Annotated in this window: 8 protein-coding genes; 5 read left to right on the forward strand and 3 right to left on the reverse strand. The window is 72.0% G+C overall.

The window, feature by feature from the left end:
- Positions 1-11 precede the first annotated feature (11 nt).
- From ACWED2_RS31645 to ACWED2_RS31665, 5 genes are all read left to right on the forward strand, one after another.
- Positions 12-1,358, forward strand: a complete 1,347-nt coding sequence (locus tag ACWED2_RS31645; protein ID WP_449694247.1) for a ferredoxin reductase family protein — start codon at positions 12-14, stop codon at positions 1,356-1,358.
- A 12-nt stretch (positions 1,359-1,370) separates the two neighbouring features.
- A complete protein-coding gene (locus tag ACWED2_RS31650; protein WP_449694165.1) occupies positions 1,371-1,871 on the forward strand; it encodes an FMN-binding protein in 501 nt (166 codons plus the stop codon).
- Complete coding sequence (locus tag ACWED2_RS31655; protein ID WP_449694166.1) at positions 1,868-2,608, forward strand: FAD:protein FMN transferase; 741 nt, start codon at positions 1,868-1,870, stop codon at positions 2,606-2,608. Before ACWED2_RS31650 ends, ACWED2_RS31655 begins: the two co-directional genes overlap by 4 nt.
- A gap of 72 nt (positions 2,609-2,680) precedes the next feature.
- Positions 2,681-3,061 (forward strand): VOC family protein, encoded by a 381-nt coding sequence (locus ACWED2_RS31660; protein ID WP_449694167.1) that lies wholly within the window; start codon positions 2,681-2,683, stop codon positions 3,059-3,061.
- Between the two features lie 43 nt (positions 3,062-3,104).
- Positions 3,105-4,088: an asparaginase gene (locus tag ACWED2_RS31665; RefSeq protein WP_449694168.1), complete on the forward strand. Its 984-nt coding sequence runs from the start codon at positions 3,105-3,107 to the stop codon at positions 4,086-4,088.
- Positions 4,089-4,093: 5 nt separating this feature from the next.
- Here the strand turns inward: ACWED2_RS31665 and ACWED2_RS31670 are convergent, their stop codons facing one another.
- The 3 genes from ACWED2_RS31670 to ACWED2_RS31680 form a co-directional block, all read right to left on the reverse strand.
- Positions 4,094-4,573, reverse strand: coding sequence for a cysteine dioxygenase (locus ACWED2_RS31670; RefSeq protein WP_449694248.1), 480 nt, complete (start codon positions 4,571-4,573; stop codon positions 4,094-4,096).
- Positions 4,574-4,759: 186 nt separating this feature from the next.
- Positions 4,760-5,776, reverse strand: coding sequence for an NAD(P)H-dependent glycerol-3-phosphate dehydrogenase (locus ACWED2_RS31675; RefSeq protein ID WP_449694169.1), 1,017 nt, complete (start codon positions 5,774-5,776; stop codon positions 4,760-4,762).
- Positions 5,776-6,495, reverse strand: coding sequence for a lysophospholipid acyltransferase family protein (locus ACWED2_RS31680; protein WP_449694170.1), 720 nt, complete (start codon positions 6,493-6,495; stop codon positions 5,776-5,778). The genes ACWED2_RS31675 and ACWED2_RS31680 overlap by 1 nt, the downstream gene beginning before the upstream one ends.
- Positions 6,496-7,222 lie beyond the last annotated feature (727 nt).

Raw genomic sequence — 7,222 nt, forward strand, 5'->3', positions numbered from 1 at the left:
GTGTGACCACCATGACGCAGACCGCCGAGGCCGCGCGCCCGGCGATCCGCCCCCGGATCGCCGCGAAATCCGGCCTCTTCCTCTTCCTCGGCGCCAACGTGGCCGCCGTCACCGTCCTGTTCGTCCAGGCCGGGGTTTCGCAGAACGTGCTGATCACGATCGGCAGGCTCGCCGGGCTGTACGGCGCGCTGGCGATGGCGTTCCAGCTGCTGCTGGTGGCCCGGCTGCCCTGGCTGGACCGCCGGCTCGGGATGGACCGGCTGACCACGTGGCACCGCTGGACCGGCTTCACGATCCTCTGGACCCTGCTGGCCCACCTGGTGTTCATCACCATGGGCTACGCGGAGGTCTCGGACAAGGGCGTCGTCGACGAGCTGGTCGAGATGGCCGACACCCTCGAAGGGATCCTGCGGGCGCTGGTCGCCTTCGCCGTGATCCTCATCGTCGGCGCCGCTTCGGCGAAGTTCGCGCGCAAGCGGATGGCCTACGAGACCTGGCACTTCATCCACCTCTACACCTACGCCGCGATCCTGCTGGCCTTCACGCACCAGATCGCGCTGGGACAGTCGTTCGCCGGCTCGGAGCCGGCGAAGGCGTACTGGTGGACGCTCTGGCTCGGCGCCGGCGCGGCCGTGCTCGCCGGGCGCGTCGTGCTGCCGCTGTGGCGGAACCTGCGCCACCAGCTGCGCGTGACGGCCGTGGTTTCCGAGTCCCCGGACGTCGTTTCGGTGTACATGTCGGGCAAGCACCTGGACAAGCTGCCGGCCAAGGCGGGGCAGTTCTTCCTGTGGCGGTTCCTGACGAAGGACCGTTGGTGGCAGGCCAATCCCTTCTCGCTTTCGGCCGCACCGGACGGCCGTTCCCTGCGGCTGACCGCGAAGGCGCTCGGCGATTCCAGCGCGGGGCTGCGCAACCTGCGCGTCGGGACGCGCGTGTTCGCCGAAGGCCCGTACGGCGCCTTCACGACGATCCACCAGCGGCGGCCCAACGCGCTGCTCGTGGCGGGCGGGGTCGGGATCACGCCGATCCGCGCGCTGCTGGAGGACATCGAAGGCCACGTCGTCGTGCTGTACCGGGTGCGGTCCCAGACCGACGCGGTGCTGCTGCCGGAACTCAACGAACTCGCCAAGGCGCGTGGCGCCAGCGTGAGTGTCCTCACCGGACCGGACCAGGCGGTCGGGCCGCGCGGGGTGATGCTCGGGCCGGCGAACCTGCACATGATGGTGCCGGACGTGCACGAGCGGGACGTGTTCGTCTGCGGGCCGCCGGGGATGACCTCCGCGGTGCTGCGCAGCCTGCGCGAGCTGAAGGTGCCGAACGCCCAGGTCCACGCCGAACGTTTCAGCCTTGCGGCCTAGGGGGAAGCTCTCGTGAAGAAGACCATCTTCGTCGTCGCGCTGTCGATAGCCGGGTTCATCGCCGTCTGGCGGTTCGAGCCCGGGCCGGTGCAGAAGACCGCCACCGTCGCGCAGGCGCCGCCGCCGGCGGTGACCGCACCGGCCACTTCGGCGGCACCGTCCACATCGGCCACCTCGGCCGCGCCGCCGGCGTCGTCCGCGCCGTCCCCTTCGGAGGTTCCGTCCACTAGGGACACCGCGAACGAGACGGTGACCACGCAGGGCAGCGCCGAGTCGAGCCGGTACGGCACCGTGCAGGTGCAGGTGACGTTCACCGGCGCGCGGCTCGCCGTCATCACCCTGCTGCAGGCGCCGGACAGCGGCCGGTCGCTCACCGCGCTCCCGAAGCTGCAGGAAGAAGCGATCAAGGCACAAAGCGCCGACATCGACACGGTGACCGGCGCCACCGAGACCAGCGAGTCGTACAAGACGTCACTCCAGGCCGCGATCGACGCGAGAGGGAAGCAGCGATGACCACCCGCGTCGAACAGGTGATGGGCCTGCCGATCTCCCTGGACCTTCGTGACGAAGGCGACTTCGCCGAGGTCGTCGACGACGTCTTCGCGTGGTTCCGGGACGTCGACGCCCGGTTCAGCCCGTTCAAGGACGACAGCGAGGTCAGCCGGTACGACCGCGGCGAGCTGCCGGCCGCGGAGCTGAGCGACGACCTCCTGGAGGTGCTGGAGCTCTGCGCGTACTACGAGCAGCTCTCCGGCGGCGCGTTCCGCGCGCGGCTGCCCGGCCGCGGCCTGGACCCGTGCGCGGTCGTCAAGGGCTGGGCGGTGCAGCGCGCGGCCGACATGCTGAAGGCCGAGGGCGCGACGACGTTCTGCCTCAACGCCGGCGGCGACGTCGTCACCGCGGGCGAGCCTGAGCCGGGCCGTCCGTGGCGGGTCGGGGTGCGCCACCCCGAGCAGCCCCTGGCGGTGTGCGCGGTCCTGGAGTCGCGCAACGGCGCGATCGCGACGTCGGCGGCGTACGAGCGCGGTTCCCACATCCTCGACGGCCGTTCGGGCACCCCGGCAACAGGTCTGATGAGCGTCACCGTGGTGGCGGGCGACCTGGTGACGGCGGACGCGCTGGCCACGGCGGCGTTCGCGATGGGCGCGGAGGGCATCACCTGGGCGGCCGACCGGCCGGACTGCGAGATCCTCATCGTCGACGACAGCCGCCGCGTGCACCGGACGGCGGGGCTGGCGCTGGCGTCGTAAATCGGTTCGCCCTCCCGGAGTGGCTCGGCCAGACTCTGGCTTGTCCGCTCTGCCCGTTTCCCGAGGAGTGCCATGCCGTCGTCCGTGTTGAACATTTCCGTCGACTGCGCCGAGCCGTACACGCTGTGCCGGTTCTGGAGCCAGGTGACCGGCAAGCCGATCCCCGGCACGGACTCCCCCGGCGACGACGAGGTCGGCGTCGAGCTCAACGACGGCACGACGCTGCTGTTCCTGCGGGTTCCCGAGCCGAAGACGGTGAAGAACCGCCTCCACCTGTGCCTGCAGCCGGACATCCCGCGCGACGAGGAGGTCTCGCGGCTGCTGGGGCTCGGCGCGACGCTGGTGAACGACCTGCGCAACCCGGACGGCACGGGCTGGGCGGTGCTGGCCGACCCGGAGGGCAACGAGTTCTGCGTGCTGCGGAGCGCGGCCGAGCGCGCCGCGACGTCCTGACGGCTCCGTCGGCGGTCCGGCCCGGCTGAATAGGGTGGCGGGCATGGCACGCCCCCTGATCGCCGTCGCCACGCTGGGCGGCACCATCTCGATGGCCCCGGTCGACGGCGACGGCGGCGCCGTTCCGCGGTTCGGCGCGGCCGAGCTGCTCGGCGGGCTCGGCGACCTGCCGATGGACGTCCTGGCCGAATCCCTGGCCGGGATCGGCAGCGCGTCACTGGACTTCGCGACGCTGCTGCGCTGCCGCGAATGGGGCCTGCGCCAGGACGCCGACGGCTTCGTCGTCGTCCAGGGCACCGACACCCTGGAGGAAACGGCGTACTTCCTGGACCTGCACTGGCCGTCGGAGATCCCGGTGGTCGTCACCGGCGCCATGCGCCACGCCGGCCTGTTCAGCCCGGACGGTCCGGCGAACCTGCGCAACGCGCTCACCGTCGCGGCCGATCCGCGCGGCCGCGGCCGGGGCGCGCTGGTCACGCTCAACGACGACGTCCACGCCGCGCGCTGGGTGCGGAAGGCGCATTCGAGCCACCTCGAGGCGTTCTCCTCGGCGCCGGCCGGACCGCTGGGCATGGTCGTCGAGCACGCGGTGCACTGGTTCCACCCGTCGCCGCCGCGGCTGCCCGCCCTCGACGGCGACGACTTCGGCGGTCTCGTGCCGGTCGTGGAAGCCGGTCTGGACGACTCGGGCGCGGTGCTTTCGTCCGTGGCCACGCAGCCGGGAGTGCGCGGTGTCGTGGTCGCCGCTTCGGGTGTGGGGCACGTCTCGGCCGGCACCGCCGACGTGATCGCGCGGCTGGTGTCGTCGCTGCCGGTGGTCGTCGCCTCGCGGACCGGGGCAGGCCCGACGCTGCGCTCGACGTACGGCTTCCACGGCTCCGAGTCGAGCCTGATCGCGATGGGCGCGACCATGGCGGGCTGGCTGGACGCGCGGAAGTCGCGGATCCTGCTGCACGCACTGCTGGCGGCCGGCGCGGACCGGCCCCGGATCGAGCGGGAGTTCCGGGCCCGCGGCGACCTGGACTGAGTGGCTCAGCCCGGGATCGGGCCGTCGATCGGGTCCAGGTGGTACGGGCGCATCGCGCGGCCGGCGTCGCGGTAGACGTGGATGGAGACGGCCGGGACGGGGCCGTCGTTGCGGACCTCGTGCACGTACCCGGGCCCGAACACCCGGGACTGCCCGGTGGACAGGGCGTGCAGCTCGGTGACCGCGCGGCCGTCCGGGGCACGGCGCGCCACGGCTTCGGTCAGGTGGCCGCCGACCACGGTGAACGCGCCGCTGGCGAACGCGTGGTCGTGCAGGTCGGTGCGCTGGCCGGGCAGCCAGCTCATCAGCCACACCTGCTGCCGCTCGTCTTCCGACACCAGCGTCGCGAACCGCTCGTCGGGGTCGTAGCGCAGGAGGTGCTTCCAGCGGTCGCGGTCGGCGGCGACCTCGAGGGCGACGCGCACCGGGTGACGCAACGCGGGGTTTTCGGGACGCAGCAGGGTGTTGTCCGGAACGGCGAACATGAGGGTCCTCACGCGGGAGAAAGGGTGTCGAGCTGGGCCGGGGCTGGGTTCACCGACAACAGCGACACGCGCACACGACGGCGCGGAGACCCATGAGGCCCCGCGGCGCGGTCGTTTCGTGCGCGAACATGCGACCAGAGTCCCAGCCGCGTCCCTCCCGGTCAAGCCGTCCCACGGGCCGGGAGATCAGGACCATTCGTGCTTCTGCGACCGCCCGAGCAGCTCGGCGCCCGCCCGGCGGGGGTCGACGCCCTCGTGGCAGACGCGGTGCATGGCGTCGGTGATCGGCATGTCCACGCCCAGGCTCTGTGCCAGCGCCCGGATCGACGAGCACGACATGACGCCCTCGGCGACCTGACCGCCGGCGGCCGCCTGCGCCTGTTCGAGCGTCTCGCCGCGGCCGAGGCGTTCGCCGAAGGTGCGGTTGCGCGAAAGCGGCGAAGAGCAGGTCGCGACCAGGTCGCCGACGCCGGCGAGCCCGGCGAAGGTGAGCGGGTCGGCGCCCAGCTTCGCGCCGAGCCGGGCCATCTCGGCGAGGCCGCGGGTGATGAGCGTCGCCATCGTGTTGGTGCCGAGGCCGAGGCCCGCGGCCATCCCGGTGCTGAGCGCGATGACGTTCTTGCAGGCCCCGCCGAGCTCGCAGCCGACGACGTCGGTGTTGGTGTACGGGCGGAAGTAGGAGTTGGCGCAGGCGCGCTGGATCGCGACGGCGCGTTCGTGGTCGGCGCAGGCGAGCACGGAGGCGGACGGCTGCCCGGCGGCGATCTCCTTGGCCAGGTTCGGCCCGGTGACGACGACGACCTCGTTCGGATCCATGCCGACGATCTCGCCGATCACCTCGCTCATCCGCTTGAGCGTGCCGAGCTCGACGCCCTTGGCGAGGCTGACGAGGATCGCGTCTTCCGGCAGCAGCCCGCGCCACGCCGTCAGGTTGGCCCGCAGGCTCTGGCTGGGCACGGCCAGGACGACGGCTTCGGCGCTTTTGATCGCTTCCGCGGGGTCGCTGGTGGCGGTGATGTTCGCGGGCAGGGTCACGCCGGGCAGGTAGGCGCTGTTGGTGTGCCGTTCCCGGATGTCCTCGGCGACCTGCTCGCGGCGCGCCCACATCGTGACGTCCCGGCCGGCGTCGCCGAGCACCTTGGCGAAGGCGGTGCCCCAGGAACCGGCGCCGAGCACGGTGACCCGCTGCACGTCGGCGCGCATCAGGCGGGGTCCCCCGGCTTCGCGACCGGCGGTTCCTCGTGCCGGATCTCGGCGAGGAGCCGGGTCACCTCGTCCATCATGACCTTGGTGACCTCGCGCAGTTTCGTCGCGCTGCGCGTGTTGCCGCCGCGGTAGGCGGACAGGTCGAGCGGGTCGCCGACGGAGTGGGTGATGGTCTTGCGCGGGAACGGCGTGAACTTCTTGGTGTAGCCGTTGAAGATCTGGCTGGTGCCCCACCGCGCGACGGGGATGACGGGGACGTCGTTCTGCAAGGCGAGCCGCGCGGCGCCGGTGAAGGACTCCATCGGCCAGCCGGCCGGGTCCTTGGTGATGGTGCCCTCGGGGTAGATGACGACGAGCTTGCCTTCTTCGAGCGCCTGGTGAGCGGCCTTGAGACTGTCGCCGGCGGAGGCCGAGCCCCGCGAGACGGGGATCTGCCCGGCCCCGGAGACGATCGGTCCGAGGATCGGCGCGCGCGTCAGGCTCTCCTTGAAGAAGAACCGCGGGACCCGCTTCTGCCGGTGCACGAAGACGGCGTCGACCACGGGATCGAAGTGCGAGATGTGGTTCATGACGAGCACAGCGGGCCCCTGCCGCGGGATCTTTTCGGCCCCGACGTAAACCCGCCGCCCGATGCCGGTGAGCGGGTAGAACAGTACGGCGGCGAGCCCCACCCAAAAGCCGCCCTTCTCACGCCGGGCCACGATCTCCTCCTCCACACGTCACGTCCGGGGATGATCCTGCCGCGCCGGGCTCGGGCCGGTCCAGGGAGGGTCGGTTCAGCCTGGTCGGGAGCAGTCTCGCCGGCCCCCACCATGGTTGAGGTCTGGCTGGTCTCGGGACGGGTCGGCACTCGTCGTGGTGCGTCGGCGGTCCGCGCTCTGATCGCGGTGCGGCTCCCACGTCCGGCGCGGGGTTCGGGCCGGGGATGCTCCTCGTCGGTTCCGCGGACCAGGCAGCTGGGCGAGGTAGCCGGGCAGGTCAGGGGGCTGGTCGAGGGTGCCCGCCCACCCAAGGCAGGGCACCGGCAAAGTCGTTGGGTAGGTCATGTGGGGATTCGTCGCTGGGGGCTCGGGCGGCCGAAGGTGCAGCTGTCCTGGTCTCTTCGGCCGACAGGCAGGCGGGTGCCCACCACCCCGAAGCCGGGATTGTGACTACGGCCGGCAGCACCGCGTCAAGGCGGGAAAGCGTGCCTTGACCCGGCACTACCGGCCGCGTTCTGGCTTCGGATCGGGGCGGCGGGGGAGGTCTGGGCGGGGTGCAGGTCAGGCCGGCAGCCTGCCGCTCACGCCGGTGAGCCAGCTGAAAACGACCCTCCGACTTTGCCGGAACCCCGCCCACCCACACAGCCCGCCCACCCACACAGCCCGCCCACCCACACAGCCCGCCCACCCACACAGCCCGCCCACCCACACAGCCCGCCCACCCACACAGCCCGCCCACCCA

The sequence above is a fragment of the Amycolatopsis sp. NPDC005003 genome (genome assembly GCF_053600695.1).